Raw genomic sequence first — 14,999 nt, 5'->3', positions numbered from 1 at the left:
GCGCGCAATCGGTTGACCGATCGGCCGGGCGCCTGCTCGCCGCTCAGAGGTCGGGCGGGGGCGTCTTCGGCTTGTACTCGCAAAGCGGCTCGATGACGCAGTGCCAGCATTCGGGCCGGCGTGCCTTGCAGACATAACGGCCATGCAGGATCAGCCAGTGATGCGCGTCGTGCCTGAACTCGGGCGGCGTGAACTTCTCCAGGGCCGCTTCGACGGCGCGCACGTCCTTGCCCGGCGCGAGTCCGGTGCGATTCGCCACCCGGAAGATATGCGTATCGACGGCGATGGTCGGTTGGCCGAATGCCGTATTGAGCACGACGTTGGCCGTTTTGCGGCCGACGCCCGGCAGGCTCTCGAGTGCTTCGCGCTCGGCGGGGACTTCGCCGCCGTGTTTTTCGAGCAGCAGACGGCATGTCGCAATGACGTTTTTTGCCTTGGTCCGATAAAGGCCGATCGTCTTGATGTAGTCGGCAAGACGCGCTTCGCCCAATTCGACGAACTGCTGCGGCGTATTGGCGACCGGAAAAAGCTTGCGCGTCGCTTTGTTGACGCCCACGTCGGTCGCCTGCGCCGAAAGCACGACCGCGATCAGTAGTTCGAACGGTGTCGTGTATTCGAGCTCGGTCGTCGGATGCGGATTGAGACTTTGCAGCGCTTCGTAAATGGCGCGACGTTTGGTGACGTTCATGCGGTTCGCTTCACCGGGAAGAGGGCGTATCGGATTCGCCGGACGCGTCTTCGCGCGGTACGTCTTTGCCCGGCTCGTCCGATGTCGTGCGCAAGCGCTGGCGCCGTGCTTCGGCCGCATCGATTTGCGCCTGCACGGCCGGACTGACGTTGCTGACGTTCTTGGGCGCGACGCCTTCGGCTTCGAGAGCGGCTTTCTTCTGGCGCGCGCGTTCGAGCGCGGCCGCGATGATGGCGCGCTTTTTGGCGGCCGCTTCGTCTTCCGCGGTGGCGCTTGCGGGCGGTGCCGCAGCAGCGGGCGATGCCGCGGCGCGCCGGGCGGCGGCGCGCGCCTCGGCAGCTTCGCGCTCGCGCGCGATCCGTGCGGTGCGGCGGTCATGCCGCTTGCGCGCCGCTTCGGCCTGATCGGCGCTCCACGCCTGCCAGCCCGTCGCGTCGCGGGTGACCGGCGGCATCGAGATGCAATCGACCGGGCAGGGCGCGACGCACAAGTCGCATCCCGTGCACAGCGCGGAGACGACGGTGTGCATCAGCTTCGGTGCGCCGACGATCGCATCGACGGGACAAGCCTGCATGCAGAGCGTGCAGCCGATGCAAAGCGACTCGTCGATGAAGGCGACCGGCCGCGGGCGTTCGGCGCCGTTGGCCGGGTTCAGCGCAATGACGGGCTTGCCCAGGAGAGAGGCGAGCCGAGCCACGCCTTCCACGCCGCCGGGCGGGCATTGGTTATAGCCCGCCTCGCCGCGCGCGACGGCTTCGGCATAAGGGCGGCAGCCCGCATAGCCGCACTTCGTGCACTGCGTTTGAGGAAGCAGATCTTCGATGCGATCCGCGAGGGTCTTTCGGTCGGTCACGGTGGGGAGATTCTCGCCGCGGCGTGAAGCGGCTTTACGCATATGGGCGTGTGCGCCCGGCGCACCATGGTGGCACGCGTTCTCACGGTGCGCGCAAAGCCGGCATTATCGCCGATTTCCCGGGTTGCCATCGGCAAGCCATGTGCGCATAATCGAAGCGCTTTTCGCATGACCGCTTAATAAGGGGTATCTCCCACGAAAAGGCGCGTCCATTGCATGCAGCCGGTGTAGGGTGCCAGGAGGAGCCGGCAGCGTGACGCGGACACCGCGGCGCACGAAGCAAAGGCCACCATGAACCAGCTGAAAATCAAACGTGATCCCGAGGGCACCCGGCGCCGGATTCTGCTGGCGGCGGCTGAGGAATTCGCAAATGGTGGCTTGTTCGGCGCCCGTGTCGATCAGATCGCCCGTCGTGCCGAAACGAACGAGCGCATGCTCTATTACTACTTCGGCAGTAAGGAGCAGCTTTTCACGGCTGTTCTGGAGCATGCATTCAGCGCACTGACGGAGGCCGAAAAGGCCCTCGATCTGTCCGGCATCGCCCCCGTGGAGGCCATGACGCGGCTTGCCCACTTCGTCTGGGACTACTACCGCGATCATCCGGAGCTGCTGCGGCTCGTCAACAATGAAAATCTCCACGAGGCGCGGTATCTGCAGAAATCGACGCAGATTCGGGACATGATCTCGCCGATCGTCGCAACGCTGTCGTCGATTCTCGAGCGCGGCCAGCGGGCCGGACTCTTTCGCGCGAACGTGGACCCCCTGCGCTTTTACGTGACGCTCTCGGGCCTCGGCTATTACATCGTCTCCAACCGTTTCACGCTGCAGGCCACGCTAGGCCGCGATTTCGATGCGCCCGCGGAGCGCAGCGAAATCGTGCGCATGAATACCGAACTGCTGCTCGCATACCTGATGCGGCGTTGAAACGCAAAGGCGCCGAATAATGCAAACGGGCGGCCTGGGCCGCCCGTTCGACGAAGCACTGGTAGTAAAAGCGATGGCGTCGGCTCAAGCCTCTACGGGCTCGGCTTTATGCCTGGATTCCCTGTTGTGCTCGAGGATGAAATCGCGCAGTTGCGGATAGATGATCGTGCGCCAGCGCCGGCCCGAGAAAATGCCGTAGTGACCGCACTTTTCCGCCGTGAAATGGCGTTTGCGCGCTGCCGGAATCCCCTTGCACAGTTGATGCGCGGCGCGCGTCTGTCCGCAGCCCGAGATGTCGTCGAGCTCGCCTTCGATCGTGAAGAGGGCCGTGCGCTTGATGTCCTGCGGACGCACCAGCTCGCCATCGATTTCCCATGTGCCCTCGGCCAGGCGGAATTCCTGGAACACGATGCGAATGGTGTCGAGGTAATACTCGGCCGCCATATCGAGGACAGCGTTGTACTCATCGTAAAAGCTGCGATGCGCTTCCGCGTCTTCCTCGTCGCCGCGCAGCAGGCTTTGATAGAAATCCCAATGCGAGGCGGCATGGCGCTCGGGGTTCATCGCCACGAAGCCCGAATGCTGAAGGAAGCCGGGATAGACGTGACGCCCCACCCCGGGGTAGTTTTGCGGCACCGTGTGGATCACGTTGTTCTCGAACCACTCGTACGAGTGCTGCATCGCCAGCGAGTTCACCGACGTGGGGCTGCAGCGCGCGTCGATCGGGCCGCCCATCATCGTCATCGTGCGCGGCGTGTCCTCGCCGCGGCTCGCCATCAGCGAGATGGCAGCCAGCACCGGCACCGTCGGCTGACAGACCGACAGCACGTGCAGATTCTTCGCGCCGATATAGCGGATGAACTCCTGGATGTAGGTGACGTAGTCGTCCAGATGGAACGGACCGTTCTCGATCGGGACCATCCGTGCATCCATCCAGTCCGTGATGTAGACCTTGTGGTCCTGCAACAGCGTGCGGACCGTGTCGCGCAATAGCGTCGAGTGATGGCCCGACAGCGGTGCGCATACGAGCACGACCGGTTCGTCCTTCAACTGTGCGACCGCCTCGCTATCGTCGGCGAAACGCTTGAAACGCAGCAGACGGCAAAACGGCTTCTCGACGATCGTTTGTTCGATGATCGGGATGTTGTGGCCGTCCTTGACGATCTGGCGAATGTTGAACTCCGGCTTTTCGTAATCCTTTCCGAGCCGATAGAGCAACTCGTAGGCGGCGGAAAACCGGGTGGCGCCCGGCACATAGGCCAACGGACTCGCCGGGTTCGCAAATGAGCGGGAGGCGGCCTCGGCCCAGGCCGTCAACGGAGTCAAGAGCGCGCGCTGAAATTCGTAGAGCTGGTAAAGCATGGTGAAAGGCTCCCGCGTGTGGTCACTGAAGTATTACGCGGCGTTTCGGCGTCGCGGCATGCCGTGCTGAAAAAGTCTGCCTAATTCCGAACCGGCTCGTCGATGATATAGGACAAACATGGCTAGCTGCAACGCAGCAAATTCTCAACCTGACCGGGATTTTCCCGGATGCAGTCTCGCGCTGAGGTGCCGATATGCGGTATAGCCGAAGGCTGATTGAAAGATTCGCTGAATGCCGCATGCGCTGCAAAACGCCGGCGCGGCACGCGTGGCGGGCGCCGCGCGGCGTTCATGCGGCATTGCCGCTTTCCTTCGATTGCGAGCCGTTTCGTGGATGGCCGGTGGCATGCGTCATTTCCTGCTCGTGCCGCATCAGATTCAAGCCCGTGTGCACGAGCGCAACATGCGAGAAAGCTTGCGGAAAATTGCCTGTGAAGCGCTTGACGCGAGGATCGTATTCCTCGGCGAGCAGGCCGACATCGTTCGCGAGGCCCACGAGGCGCTCATACATGGCATGCGCTTCGTCGACCCGGCCCTGCAGCATCAAATTGTCGACGAACCAGAAACTGCAGGCGAGGAACGTGCCTTCGCCCGGCGGCAAACCGTCGTCGACTTCGGACGTGTGATAGCGCACGACGAGCCCATCGCGTAGCAGCGTGCGCTCGATGGCAGCGACCGTCGAAGCGACGCGCGGGTCGTCCGGCGGTAAAAACCCGACGAGCGGGACCAGCAGCAGGCTGGCGTCGAGGTCGTCGCCGCCGTAGACCTGCGTGAATGCATTGCGCTCCGGGTTGAAGCCGTGGCGGCAGACATCGGCATGGATGGTGTCACGGAGTTCGCGCCAGTGCGCCACCGGGCCGTCCAGCTTGAATTTTTCCGCCGATTTGACCGCGCGATCGAAGGCGACCCACGTCATGACCTTGGAGAAGGTGAAATGGCGCCGGCCGCTGCGCACCTCCCAGAGCCCTTCGTCCGGTTCTTGCCAGATCGTCTCCAGATGGTCGAGCATGACGCGCTGCACGGCCCACACCGATTCGTTCGTGTGCAAGCCGCCGACGCGCGCCAGATGCAGCGCATTCATCACTTCGCCGTAGACATCGAGCTGGAGCTGGCCGACCGCCATGTTGCCGATGCGCACCGGTTTCGCACCGAGATAGCCCGGCAGCCAGTCGATCTCGGATTCCGGCAACCGCCGTTCTCCAGCGAGCCCATACATGATCTGGACCTGCGCCGGCGAGCCGGCCAATGCGCGTTCGAGCCAGGATCGCCACGCGCGCGCTTCGTCGTAATAACCGCAGCGCATGAGCGCGAGCAACGTGATCGTCGCATCGCGCAACCAGCAGTAGCGGTAATCCCAGTTGCGCGTGCCGCCCAGCAGTTCAGGCAGCGATGTCGTCGGTGCGGCAACGATCCCGCCCGTCGGCGCATAAGCAAGCGCCTTCAGCGTGATCAGCGAGCGCATGATAGGCGCCGCATAGCGGCCCTTTACCTCGCAGCGCGCCGTCCAGTCGCGCCAATGATTCTCGGTGCGCGCGAGCGCGGAGAAAGGATCGGTGGCCGGCGGCATGCGCTGATGCGACGACGAATACGCGAGCGTAAACGGTATGCGCTCGCCCTCGGACACCGTGAAATCGGCGACTGTGTGCATGTTCTCGCCATGCAATTCGACATCGGTGCGCAAGACGGCCATGTCCGGGCCCACGACGGCGCGTATGCCGTTGCCATGCGTGAGTCGCGTCACCCAGGGCACCGAGAATCCGTAATCGAATCGCAGTGTGAGCGACATATGCATCGGCACGCGGCCGCGCCGGCCGATGACGATGCGCACGAGCTCCGACCATCCGTTGCCGGGCGGCATGAAATCGATCACGGTGACGGCGCCCTCGGCCGTCTCGTAATCGGTTTCAAGGACCAACGTGCCGTCGCGGTAGCACCGGCGGCTTGTCTGCACCTCGCTTGCCGGGGCGAGTTGCCAGGAGCCGTGTTCGGGCGCGCCGAGCAGTGCGGCGAAGCAGGCGGCGCTGTCGAAGCGCGGCCAGCAGAGCCAGTCGACCGAACCGTCGCGGGATATGAGCGCGGCCGTGTGGCCGTCGCCGACGAGCGCATAGTCTTCGATGAGTGCGGGCATGTCGTGTCGTAAGCGATAGGAGCCGGTGCGGCTATGGGGCGTTGCCAACGTTGCCGGCTGCTGGCTACAATCAAACTCCGGGGATCAAGGCTGAAAGTGCGACGTCGAACGACGATGCAAGCGGGAACAACACCGCGTGCGCGGCGCGCTTCGGCCAGTCATGCTTCTGTGACGCTCATTCACTACAAGGATTGACGCCATGCAGAACCCGTCCAAAACCGATTGCATCGCTATTCTGTCCGCCGCTCGCGAACTTCGCGACGGTAGCTTGATTTCCCTCGATCCAAAGGCGCTCGGCTTGTCGCGCAACGGCATGGATACCGCCATGTCGTTTCTGCTCGAGCGCGCCTGTTTCACGTCGCACCAGCAAGCCGATGGCCATTATGCGGTCGGCGCGCTTTCGCTGCAGGGAAAGCTGCGGCTCGAGCAACTTGCCAACGGATGAAGTCGACCGAACCGGCGGCCAGCCGACGCCCGGGCGGCGTCAGAACCGCAAGTGCTGCGATGCCGGGCCGAACAACCCCAGTAATCCGATGATGATGAGGTAAAGCGCGACGATGTAGTTCAGGAGTCGCGGCACGATCAGAATCAGGATGCCGGCGATCAGCGCGGCAAGGGGTCCCAGACTGACAGAAATGTTCATGGCGAAGCCTCGCACAGATTGATCGGGTGGGCGCTTTGCGCTCGCGGCGAGGGTGAGCCTCTCGACGAAGGAGCTTCGATGCCGAGTCAGCTTTCCTCGATCCGGCCGCCAAAGCGGCCGGCCTTGCCCTACGTTTTGTCGTGCCCTTCGTCCGGCCTCGCGGAGGGACGGGCCGGCACTCGAGGGTCAGACAGCGATTCGCGTGCCCGTACCCTCAGAGCCGTGTCGGGCCGAAAAGGTTTCGCGCTGACGTCGGCCCTGGCGGCACTGGCCGCGCTCGCAGTGGCGCCCTCAGCGGCGCATGCCGGCAGCGACGCGCAAGGGGCCGCGAGCTACGACCTGCTCGTCGGCACCTACACGAATACCGGTAAGAGCAACGGCATCCACGTCTACCGGTTCGATCCGCAAAGCGGCTCCGTGTCGCCGCTTTCGTCCGTACAAACGGTCAATCCATCGTATCTGCTCGTGGGTCGCGGCAACCGGACTGTCTATGCGGTGAACGAGCTGCCTGGGGACAATGGCCCGGCCACTGAGCATGGCGGCGTCAGCGCGTTCTCGTTCGATGCGGTGAGCGGTCAGTTGAAGCTGCTCGATCACGTCTCGTCGCAAGGCAACGATCCTTGTTATCTGAGCCTTTCGCCCGACGGCAGGTATCTGTTCGTGGCGAACTACTCGGTCGCCTCCGATCCCGGCGGCAGCTTCGCTGTACTTCCGGTCAAGGGCGACGGCAGCCTCGGCGACGCGGTGCTGAGCGTTCATCATGACGGCCGCGGCCCGATGAAGGGGAGGCAGGACAGCGCGCATGTCCATTCGACGGTCATGTCGCCCGACGGGCGCTACCTCTTCGCGCAAGACCTCGGCACCGACAAACTTTACGCGTACCGATACACGTCGGATGGCAGCCGCGGCCTGCTGAGTCCCACCGAGACACGATATGTGCAAATGGGAGCCGGGTCGGGCCCGCGGCACCTCGTCTTCGACGCGCTCGGGAAATATGCCTATCTGACGAGCGAGCTCGCCGCCACCGTGACGGTGCTGCGATACCGCGATGGCACACTGGAAACCCTGCAGACGCTGCCGCTCGCCGCGCCCGGTTTCAAGGGCAAGCAAGGCGCGGCTGCCGTTCACCTGTCGGCCGATGGACGCTTTCTTTATGTATCGAATCGTGGGGACGCGAATGAAATCGTGATTTTTGCGGTGAATTCGGGCGATGGGAGGCTGACGCTCGTCGGCCGCCAGTCGACGCTCGGACGGACGCCGCGGGAGTTCGCGATCGACCCGAGCGGTCATTGGCTCATCGTCGGCAACCAGGAAAGCGATACCGCGTATGTTTTTCGGCGCGACCCGCAGACCGGGAAGCTCGAGCCGAACCCGGCGCGACTCGATGTCGGGGCACCCGTGGATTTCAAGTTCACGCCTGCGTCATGAAGGCGTGACGCCGTGACGAATCGCGCAAGAGGCGCGCATACAAAGAGAGCCTGCGCATCAGAGCACACGCGCAGGCTCGAAGCTACCGCCTCACGGGGGGCGGGGCGGCAGGGGATGAAACGGCGCCGGAGCGTTGTGCGTCAGCGATTCCGGCCTGCGTTGGGTATGCAATGCCCATGCCGGCTCATCCATGCGCACGCCGCAAGCGCGCCGCGTCGCGGGTCGCAGCGGCGCCCACTTCCGTTGCGCCTGCCGCGAGGCGGATCCACCCGCTAGTTCTTGCAACCCCCGCGCAGCTTTTACAGCAAGGCGTCCGTCATTGCTCCGGTCCCGGCGGGGCCAGGACTTCGCGGCTGCCGTTGACGCTCATCGAAGAGACGAGGCCCGCGGCCTCCATCTGTTCGACAAGCCGCGCAGCCCGGTTGTAGCCGATGCGCAACTGCCGCTGCACTGAGGAAATCGAGGCGCGGCGCGTACGCACGACGAACGCCACCGCCTCGTCGTAAAGCGGATCGGCCTCGGCGTCGGGCGCATCGCCGAACAGGTCTTGAGGCGCGCCTTCGGTCGCCGGACCGTCGAGTATTCCGTCCTCGTATTGCGGCTCGCCGAATTGCTTCAGATGCTCGACGACACGGTGTACTTCCTCGTCGGCGACGAATGCCCCATGGACGCGCTGCGGGTAGCCCGTACCGGGCGGCAGAAACAACATATCGCCTTGCCCGAGCAGCGATTCGGCGCCCATCTGGTCGAGAATCGTACGGGAATCGATTTTCGACGAAACCTGGAAGGCCACGCGGGTAGGAATATTGGCCTTGATGAGCCCGGTAATGACGTCGACCGACGGACGTTGCGTGGCGAGAATCAGGTGGATGCCCGCTGCACGGGCCTTTTGCGCGAGACGCGCGATCAGCTCTTCGATCTTCTTGCCGGCCACCATCATGAGGTCGGCCAGCTCGTCGATGACGACGACGATGAGCGGCAGCGTCGAAAGCGGCTCGGGCGCGTCTGGTGTCAGCGAGAAAGGATTCGTCAACTTTTTCCCGGCCGCGTCGGCGTCGCGCACCTTCTGGTTGAACCCCGGGAGATTGCGCACGCCGACGGCCGACATCAGCCGGTAGCGCTTTTCCATTTCGCCGACGCACCAGTTGAGCGCGTTGGCGGCGAGCTTCATGTCCGTGACGACGGGCGCGAGCAGGTGCGGGATGCCTTCGTAGACCGACAGCTCGAGCATCTTCGGGTCGATCATGATGAGCCGCACTTCCTCGGGTGTCGCCTGGTAGAGCAGCGAAAGAATCATTGCGTTGATCGCCACCGATTTGCCCGAACCGGTCGTGCCCGCAACGAGCATGTGCGGCGCTTTCGCCAGATCGGTCACCACGGGGTGGCCCGTGATGTCCTTGCCCATCGCGATCGTCAGCTTCGAACCCGAGCCGCGATAGGCGTCGGCCTCGAGGATCTCCGAGAGGCGGATCGTCTGGCGCTTCGCATTCGGCAGTTCGAGCCCCATGCAAGTCTTGCCGGGGATGGTTTCGACGACGCGCACCGATGTGAGGCCGAGCCCGCGCGAAAGGTCCTTCATGAGGCCGACGATCTGGCTGCCGCGCACGCCGAGTGCCGGCTCGACCTCGAAGCGTGTGATGACGGGGCCCGCTGTGGCACCCACCACGGTCACAGGCACCTTGAACTCCTGCAGCCGTTGCTCGATCAATTGGCCGGTCTGGGCGAGACGTTCGTCGGAGACGGGCTCGGCCTGGGCCGTGGCGCGCTCGAGGAGCTCGAGCGGGGGTAACTCGGTCGGCGTTGCCGCAGGGGCGTGGAACGCGAATTCGGCCGCGCCGTGGCCACGCAAGGATGCCCGCGGTCCGGAAGCCGCGGGCGCGCTGGCTTCTGCGATCGGGGGCGCGTGCTCGGGCAAGCGTTCGGCGAGCGGCGTCTCGGTAGCGCGTGTTTCGTCAGAATCTCTTTCGGCGAACGATGGATCCGCCCAAGGGGGAGCGGCCGAAGCTGGATCCTCGGAAGACGCATCGGCTGGGGCGGCTTCGGCGGCCGATGTTTCGGCGAACGGCATGTCCGCTACGGGAGCCTCGGCGCGCGATGCTTGCGCGGATGCTGTTTCCGGGGGGAGCGCATCGTCATCTGGTGCTTCGACATGCGGTGCGCCGGTTGGCGGTACGTCAGGGGAGAGTGGGTCGCCGCCCCGTGTACCGACATCGAGCCCGACGCCATCGAACGGCGGCGCGGGAACCGGCTCGCGCGCGGGTTCGCACTCGGTCGGCGGTTCGGGCTTCATCGGCCGCGGCGCGTTTGCGCGCGCCTCTGGCAATGCCGTCTGCGACACCTCCGGCGCCCGCTCGGAAGCGTCATCGCGAGCGGCCGACGCGCCGCGCCGCGCAAGACTGACGCCGGCAAGCGCCGTCCATTGCGCGGCGTTTGCTTCGATTGCGCGCAGCGTTTCGAGCACACCGGGCGATGGGGCGGGCGTCGCCGCACGCTCGGGTGCGACGTTGGCCATATCGAAGTCGATGGGCGCACCCGCCGGACGCGGACCTGCATTTGCCGAAGCGGCTGCCCGTGCGCGGGCGTGCGGTGTCCGAGGGGATCGATCGGCGCCCGAAAATGGCGTTGACGTGCTCATGGGGTTGCCGGCCACAGTTTGCGGCCGCGTCCCTGGCCGTCTCGGTACTGCGTCGGTGACCGACGTTTTTCGCCCGGTCGATAGGCTTTTTGCCGCCGCAGGCGATGCCGCGGCGGCGCTCGGGCGAATCGTCGATGTTGAGGGCGGCTGCCATGCGGTCGGTCGCGCGTATCGCCCAGTCGGTTTCGGCGCCATCGGATTCACCGTCGCGAGGCGCGCGGGGTTGCCGCTCGCGCGGGAACGGGGCGCTTCGTCGCGTGCGCCGCTCGGCATGCGGCAGGGCTGAGAGCGTTGTCCCTCCCGGCCCAGGCGAAGGCCCAGGCCGAACGCTCGATCGGCCGCGGCGAGCGTGTCCAGCCAGCGAAAACCAAGCAGCCAGGGCAACGCGACGACCAGCAGTACGAGCATCAGCAGCGGCGCGCCGATGCGCCCGGCGAGGCGGCCCGCACCGCTCATCACCAGGTGCCCGAGCGCATCGCCGGCAGGCGAGAAGAGCGCGGCTTCGAGCGCGCAACTCGCGGCGAGCACGCACACGAAGCCGAGCCATAGGCGAATCGTCCCGGGGCCGCGCAAGCCGTCGCCGCCGGGCAGCGCCGCCTTGATCAGACGCCACAAAAAGGGAAGAAACCAGAAGGCAGAGACGCCGAACCAGCCCAGAACGACCGTATGCATGCGAGAGCGAGAACGAGACGAGGAAGCGCCAAACCCGGCGAGTTTAACCGTTAGCGGGCCGCAACGCTTCGGTTGGCGGCCCGATGCTTATCGGCCGGCTGCCTGGAACGTGAGTGTCGCCCCGTCGTCGGTGACGATTTGCAATTGAGGAGGGGAGTGCCATTGCACGCCGGTTTTGCCGACATGCGTCAAGGCTTCGAGATAGTCGCGTTCGAGCGCGTCGCGTGAGCTGCCGCATGCCATGCGCGTCGTCACGAACGTACCGAACGAGAGCTGACCGTCTTTGAGCGTATACACCCCGTTGAACCGGTTGCAGCCGGCGAAGCCGTGCGCGCGGCGCTGACCCTTGGCCGTCGACAGGACGAGGGTGGGGCGTACATCGAGGCCGAGTGCGGCTACGTCGCGCTCGCGGCCGTCGGCCGTTTTCCAGGCGGCGAGCGTCCAGCTCGTGTCGTCGAGCAACTGAACCGCGGCGCGATTGAAGGGATCGCTTGGCGGCGCGGCCGAATCAGGGTGCGTCGGCATTGCGCAGCCCGCAAGCGCCGCAGCCATGAGCGCGAGCGACACCCGGAAAGCGTATCTTGCCGCCCGCTGCGGCGCGATGAACGAACTCGGCATGACTGGCGTCTTTCCTTCGGTGTGCTGGCGAAGGCGTAAGGGTAACGCACTCCGGCGAGCGTCAGGCGGATTGCGCGCATGCTAGCATCGCGTTTTCCCGCATTACCGCTCACCCGCTTCACGAAGAGGTTTCGCCATGCAGATCGGTCAACGAATCGGCACGCCGCTCACGCCCGGCGCCACGCGCGTCATGCTGCTCGGCGCCGGCGAGCTGGGCAAGGAAGTCATCATCGCCTTGCAGCGGCTCGGTGCCGAAACCATCGCCGTGGACCGCTATCCGAACGCGCCGGGCCATCAAGTCGCGCATCGCGCGCATGTCATCGACATGACGGATCCGGCTGCCATCGCCGAACTCGTGCGCGTCGAGCGGCCGCATCTGATCGTGCCCGAGATCGAGGCGATCGCCACCGATGCGCTTGCCGAAATCGAAGCAGCGGGCCTCGCCGAAGTCATCCCGACCGCGCGTGCCACGCAGCTCACGATGAATCGCGAAGGCATTCGCCGGCTGGCGGCCGAGACGCTCGGGCTGCCGACGTCGCCTTATGCGTTCGCCGAATCGTTCGACGCCTTCAAGGCGGCGGTGGCCCGTATCGGCTATCCGTGCGTGGTCAAGCCCGTGATGTCGTCTTCGGGCAAGGGGCAGTCGGTTCTCGAGAGCGAGGCCGACCTCGAGCCCGCGTGGCAATACGCGACGGCGGGCGCGCGCGTGAACGTGGGGCGCGTCATCGTCGAAGGCTTCGTCACGTTCGACTACGAGATCACGCTGCTCACGGTGCGCGCCGTCGATCCGCGAACGGGCACCGTCGAAACATCGTTTTGCGAGCCGATCGGCCACCTGCAGGTGGCGGGGGACTATGTCGAATCGTGGCAACCGCAGCCGATGTCGGCTGCGGCGCTCGCCCGCTCGCGGGAGATCGCGCAAAACATCACCGGCGCGCTGGGTGGCCGCGGCGTTTTCGGCGTCGAATTCTTCGTGCGCGGCGACGAAGTCTGGTTCTCCGAAGTCAGTCCGCGTCCGCATGACACCGGGCTCGTCACGCTGCGCTCGCAGCGCCTGTCGGAGTTCGAGTTGCATGCGCGCGCGATTCTCGGCCTGCCTGTCGATACCGCGCTCGTGGCGCCCGGCGCATCGGCGGTGATCTACGGCGGACTCGATGAAGCCGGCATTGCATTCGAAGGTGTGCGCGAAGCGCTCGCCGTTCCCGATTCCGACTTGCGCCTTTTCGGCAAACCCGAAAGCTTCAAGAAGCGGCGCATGGGCGTGGCGGTGGCAACGGGTGGCGACATCCGCGAGGCGCGCGAGCGTGCGAAGGCAGTGGCTTTGGCCGTGCGGCCCGTGTCGACGCGCTAGGGCGTTATCCGGGGCGCTGGATCGCCGCAATGTGCGGTTGCGGCTCGCGTCATCGCGCGGTGCTACAATACCGGCCTTTCCGGCGGCACATGTCTGCAGCCGGGTACGGCCACGCCCATTGGCGCGGCCCACTAGCCGGCGTCGATGCCGCCGAGCCGCCTCCGTGGCCCATGGGCCGCCTGCCGCGCGCGACCGACGCCTGCGCCACGCGGCGCACTTTTAGCGAACGCCACTATGTCAGATCCCGCTGCCCAGTCCACCGTCGCGACCTTTGATCAGTTCGGCCTTGCCGCCGACATCCTCAAAGCGGTCGTCGAGCAGGGCTACACCACGCCCACGCCGATTCAGGCGGAGGCGATTCCGGTCGTCCTCGCCGGCCGCGACGTGATGGGCGCCGCCCAGACCGGCACCGGCAAGACGGCGAGTTTCTCGCTGCCGATCATCCAGCGGCTGCTGCCGCAGGCGAGCACGAGTGCCTCGCCCGCGCGGCATCCGGTCCGCGCGTTGATCCTCACGCCGACGCGCGAGCTCGCCGATCAGGTTGCCGCCAACGTGCATGCGTACGCCAAGCACACGCCGATCAGAAGCGCGGTGGTGTTCGGCGGTGTCGACATGAACCCGCAGTCCGCCGAGTTGCGGCGCGGCGTCGAAATTCTGATCGCCACGCCCGGGCGCCTGCTCGATCACGTGCAACAAAAGACGGTCAACCTCGGCCAGGTGCAGATGCTCGTGCTCGACGAAGCGGATCGCATGCTCGACATGGGGTTTCTGCCCGATCTGCAGCGCATCCTGAATTTGTTGCCGAAGGAGCGCCAGACGCTGCTCTTTTCAGCCACGTTTTCGCCCGAGATCAAGAAGCTCGCGGCGACCTACCTGCGCAACCCGCAAACGATCGAAGTCGCTCGCAGCAACTCGACGGCGACCAATGTCACGCAGATCGTCTACGAAGTGGCCGAAGGCGACAAGCAAGGCGCCGTCGTGCAGTTGATTCGCGAGCGCGGACTCAAGCAGGTCATCGTGTTTTGCAACAGCAAGATCGGCGCGGGGCGGCTCGCCCGGCAGCTCGAGCGCGATGGTGTCGTGGCCTCCGCGATTCATGGCGATAAATCGCAAAACGAGCGGATGCAGGCGCTCGACGCATTCAAGCGCGGCGAGATCGAAGCGCTGGTCGCCACCGATGTGGCCGCGCGCGGTCTCGATATCGTGGAACTGCCGGCGGTCATCAATTTCGATCTGCCGTTCAACGCCGAGGACTACGTCCACCGCATCGGTCGTACGGGGCGAGCGGGCGCATCGGGCGATGCGCTATCGCTTTGCAGCCCTAACGAACGCAAGCAGCTCGCCGATATCGAGAAGCTCATCAAACGTCCGCTCGTCATTCAGCCGCTCGCGGTCGACGCGCCTCCCCGTCATCCGCGCGAGGAGCGCGCGCGGCGCGAGCGCGACGATCGCCCCGGCCGTCGCCGCGCCGCGCCGGCCCACGATCGGCCGGTGCACCGGCATTCGCACGCGCCGGTCGACGATTTCTTTTTCAAACCCTACGAGCCTTCGCCATCGGCACTCCAGCACGACGAAGCGCGCGCCGCCGAACCCGCAATACCGTCGAAGACGGCACCCAAGCAGCCGCTCGCCGCGCTGCTGGGCGGCTTCGGCATGCCCCGCCGCAACTCTTCCTCTTCCTGAGCTCGACGCGGCGG

Annotated in this window: 12 protein-coding genes; 5 read left to right on the top strand and 7 right to left on the bottom strand. The window is 65.4% G+C overall.

Annotation, left to right across the window (positions count from 1 at the left end; genetic code table 11):
- Positions 1 to 43 precede the first annotated feature (43 nt).
- Positions 44 to 688 (bottom strand): endonuclease III, encoded by a 645-nt coding sequence (gene nth / locus VGL01_RS18335; protein WP_331571802.1) that lies wholly within the window; start codon positions 686 to 688, stop codon positions 44 to 46.
- Positions 689 to 698: 10 nt separating this feature from the next.
- Positions 699 to 1,541, bottom strand: coding sequence for an electron transport complex subunit RsxB (gene rsxB, locus VGL01_RS18330; RefSeq protein WP_331571800.1), 843 nt, complete (start codon positions 1,539 to 1,541; stop codon positions 699 to 701).
- Positions 1,542 to 1,832: 291 nt separating this feature from the next.
- Here rsxB and VGL01_RS18325 point away from each other — a divergent pair, with 291 nt between their 5' ends.
- Entirely contained in the window at positions 1,833 to 2,465 is a 633-nt protein-coding gene (locus VGL01_RS18325; RefSeq protein WP_331571798.1) for a TetR/AcrR family transcriptional regulator, read from the top strand.
- A gap of 84 nt (positions 2,466 to 2,549) precedes the next feature.
- Here VGL01_RS18325 and VGL01_RS18320 read toward each other — a convergent pair whose 3' ends face one another.
- Positions 2,550 to 3,827, bottom strand: a complete 1,278-nt coding sequence (locus tag VGL01_RS18320; RefSeq protein WP_331571796.1) for a polyhydroxyalkanoate depolymerase — start codon at positions 3,825 to 3,827, stop codon at positions 2,550 to 2,552.
- A gap of 289 nt (positions 3,828 to 4,116) precedes the next feature.
- Positions 4,117 to 5,955: a glycoside hydrolase family 15 protein gene (locus VGL01_RS18315; protein WP_331571794.1), complete on the bottom strand. Its 1,839-nt coding sequence runs from the start codon at positions 5,953 to 5,955 to the stop codon at positions 4,117 to 4,119.
- 199 nt (positions 5,956 to 6,154) lie between these two features.
- Between VGL01_RS18315 and VGL01_RS18310 the strand changes: the two genes are divergently transcribed.
- On the top strand, positions 6,155 to 6,400 hold the full coding sequence (locus VGL01_RS18310) for a hypothetical protein (RefSeq protein ID WP_331571792.1): 246 nt from the start codon (positions 6,155 to 6,157) through the stop codon (positions 6,398 to 6,400).
- 39 nt (positions 6,401 to 6,439) lie between these two features.
- On the opposite strand, the gene VGL01_RS18305 is transcribed toward VGL01_RS18310, so the two are convergent.
- Positions 6,440 to 6,598, bottom strand: coding sequence for a DUF3096 domain-containing protein (locus tag VGL01_RS18305; protein ID WP_173256516.1), 159 nt, complete (start codon positions 6,596 to 6,598; stop codon positions 6,440 to 6,442).
- A 222-nt stretch (positions 6,599 to 6,820) separates the two neighbouring features.
- Here VGL01_RS18305 and VGL01_RS18300 point away from each other — a divergent pair, with 222 nt between their 5' ends.
- Complete coding sequence (locus VGL01_RS18300) at positions 6,821 to 8,026, top strand: lactonase family protein (RefSeq protein ID WP_414720293.1); 1,206 nt, start codon at positions 6,821 to 6,823, stop codon at positions 8,024 to 8,026.
- 316 nt (positions 8,027 to 8,342) lie between these two features.
- Here VGL01_RS18300 and VGL01_RS18295 read toward each other — a convergent pair whose 3' ends face one another.
- Both VGL01_RS18295 and VGL01_RS18290 read right to left on the bottom strand, forming a co-directional pair.
- Positions 8,343 to 11,333 (bottom strand): FtsK/SpoIIIE family DNA translocase, encoded by a 2,991-nt coding sequence (locus VGL01_RS18295; protein WP_331571790.1) that lies wholly within the window; start codon positions 11,331 to 11,333, stop codon positions 8,343 to 8,345.
- 87 nt (positions 11,334 to 11,420) lie between these two features.
- A complete protein-coding gene (locus tag VGL01_RS18290) occupies positions 11,421 to 11,951 on the bottom strand; it encodes an META domain-containing protein (RefSeq protein WP_331571788.1) in 531 nt (176 codons plus the stop codon).
- A gap of 136 nt (positions 11,952 to 12,087) precedes the next feature.
- Between VGL01_RS18290 and purT the strand changes: the two genes are divergently transcribed.
- On the top strand, positions 12,088 to 13,302 hold the full coding sequence (gene purT, locus VGL01_RS18285; protein ID WP_331571786.1) for a formate-dependent phosphoribosylglycinamide formyltransferase: 1,215 nt from the start codon (positions 12,088 to 12,090) through the stop codon (positions 13,300 to 13,302).
- 234 nt (positions 13,303 to 13,536) lie between these two features.
- Positions 13,537 to 14,985: a DEAD/DEAH box helicase gene (locus VGL01_RS18280; RefSeq protein WP_331571784.1), complete on the top strand. Its 1,449-nt coding sequence runs from the start codon at positions 13,537 to 13,539 to the stop codon at positions 14,983 to 14,985.
- Positions 14,986 to 14,999 lie beyond the last annotated feature (14 nt).

Source organism: Trinickia sp., from assembly GCF_036503415.1.
In the GTDB taxonomy this organism is placed as follows: domain Bacteria; phylum Pseudomonadota; class Gammaproteobacteria; order Burkholderiales; family Burkholderiaceae; genus Trinickia.
The sequence above is the reverse complement of the archived record's forward strand: the minus strand, read 5'-3'. Positions and strand labels throughout refer to the sequence as shown.